This window comes from Streptomyces odonnellii, from assembly GCF_000981895.1.
GTDB lineage: Bacteria > Actinomycetota > Actinomycetes > Streptomycetales > Streptomycetaceae > Streptomyces > Streptomyces odonnellii.
In genome coordinates this window covers 1-1,629 of sequence record NZ_LATD01000417.1, presented here as the reverse complement: position 1 = coordinate 1,629, position 1,629 = coordinate 1, and the positions used below count along the sequence as shown (strand labels likewise).

Annotated in this window: 1 protein-coding gene; it reads left to right on the top strand. The window is 77.5% G+C overall.

From position 1 onward, the window contains the following. Positions 1 to 1,629, top strand: a 1,629-nt coding sequence (locus WH07_RS31585) for a P-type ATPase (RefSeq protein WP_332836386.1), incomplete at both ends; no start/stop codon positions are given.

The window sequence follows — 1,629 nt, the reverse complement described above, 5'->3', positions numbered from 1 at the left end:
GATCAGGAGCGGGCCGGGAGCGCGGATCAGGAGCGGGGCGCGGGCGGGGGCGCGGAGGAGCCGTCCGTACGAGCACAGGAAAAGGCTCCGGGGGAGTCCTCCGCCCCGGGGCCGTCCTCCGCTTCCGGCTCGGCCCCGGGCCCCGAGTGGTTCCTCGGCCCGTTGGACCGGCTCAGCCTGCGCGGCCGTACGGGAGCCCGGGCGCGGGCGCGTCTGGAGCGTGAGGGTGCCGCGCATGTGCTGGGCCTGGCGCGGGGCGACCGGTTGATGGCGGTGATCAGCACCGTACCGGAGGTGCACGAGGCCGCCGAGCGGCTGGTGGGCGCCGCGCGGCGGGCCGGACTGCGGGTGCTGGCGGCGGACGGCCACGCCCCGGCCGTCGTGCCCGGCACCGACGGCACCGTACGCGGCGGCGAGAGGCTGGCCGCGTCCGTGCGCGAACTGCAGGCCGACGGCACCGGAGTGCTGGTGGTGTCCCGGAACCGGGAGGCCCTGGACGCCGCGGACGTCGGGGTGGGCATCGCCGGTTCGGAGGGCCGTCCCGCCTGGGGCGCCCACCTCTACACCGCGGATCCCGGCGGGGCCGTGATCGTGGTCGAGGCCTGCGGGGTCGCCCGCCGGGTCGCCCGCCGCGGGGTGTGGCTGGCCAAGGGCGCCGCGGGCCTGGGCAGCACCATGACCCTGGCCGGACGGTCCGGACAACCGGGGGCGCTCAGCCTGTCGGCCGTCAACTGGGCCGCCGGGCTCGGCATCGCGTACGGCGCCTGGTCCGCGGCCGAACTCCTGCGCCGCCCGCCGGTGCACGGGGCTTCCCGGCAGCCCTGGCACGCGATGCCTCCGGAGACCGTGCTGGCCAGAACGGACGGCGCGGAGGATGGCCTGACACAGCGTCAGGCCGACGTCCGTGCCTCGCGGTCCGGCGACCACGCGGCTCAGCCCCCTTCGCTCCCCCGCGCCGTCGTCACCGAACTGGCCAATCCGCTCACGCCCGTTCTGGTGGGCGGCGCGGCGCTGTCGGCGGCGGTCGGCGGGGTCCTCGACGCGGTCATCGTTCTCGCGGTGACCGGTCTCTCCGGCCTCATCGGCGGCACCCAGCGCCATATGACCGACCGGGCGGTGCGCCGCCTGCACCAGCGGTCGGCCGTACGGGCCCGGGTGGTACGGGACGGCGAGGCGCGGGGTGTACCGGCCGAGGAACTGGTGGTCGGGGATGTCGTCACGGTCGGCTCCGGCGATGTCGTCCCCGCCGACTGCCGGTTGCTGGAAAGCCATGGCCTGGAGGCCGACGAGTCGGCGCTGACCGGCGAGTCCATGCCGGTGGCCAAGGCCGTACGCCCGGTGCTCGCCGCGGAACTGGCGGACCGTACGTCCATGCTGTACGAGGGCACCACCGTGGCCGCCGGGCGGGCCCGGGCCGTCGTCGTGGCGACCGGCGCGGCCACCGAGGCCGGGCGCGGTGCCATGGCGGGCCGGGGCGCCCGGCCGGCGGTGGGCGTCGAACACCGGCTCGCGCGGATCACCAGGACCACCCTGCCCCTGGCGCTCGGCTCGGCGGGTGCGGTGATGGCGGCGGGGCTGCTGCGTGGCCGGCCCGCCCGCGAGACGGTGGGGGCGGGGGTGCCACGCAGC